Below are 301 nucleotides of genomic sequence, written 5' to 3'. Positions count from 1 at the left end.
GCTTTCTCCAAGCGAACCGTAGACTTCATCGGTAGAAATCTGAACGTATTTGCTTACGCCATATTTCAAAGAGAAGTCTAGCAGAACCTGTGTACCCATTACATTCGTGCTGACAAAGATTCCTGGATCCGCAATACTGCGATCAACATGAGATTCGGCTGCGAAATTCACCACGACATCTATTTTTTCCTGGAAGAGCGGCTCCATATCATCCGATCTTGTAATATCTGCTTGTGCAAAGCGATAATTCGGATGATGTTCAACATCTAACAAATTGTCTACGTTTCCTGCATACGTTAAC

1 protein-coding gene is annotated in these 301 nt (G+C 42.5%); it reads right to left on the bottom strand.

Going from position 1 to position 301, the window contains the following annotated elements; translation table 11 throughout:
* On the bottom strand, positions 1-301 hold a 301-nt coding region (locus RCF13_RS18355), incomplete at both ends, for a GDP-mannose 4,6-dehydratase (RefSeq protein WP_308141439.1).

The sequence above is a fragment of the Stenotrophomonas maltophilia group sp. RNC7 genome, assembly GCF_030910085.1.
In the GTDB taxonomy this organism is placed as follows: domain Bacteria; phylum Pseudomonadota; class Gammaproteobacteria; order Xanthomonadales; family Xanthomonadaceae; genus Stenotrophomonas; species Stenotrophomonas sepilia.
Note: the sequence above shows the minus strand (reverse complement) of the source record. Positions and strands in the feature narration are given on the sequence as shown.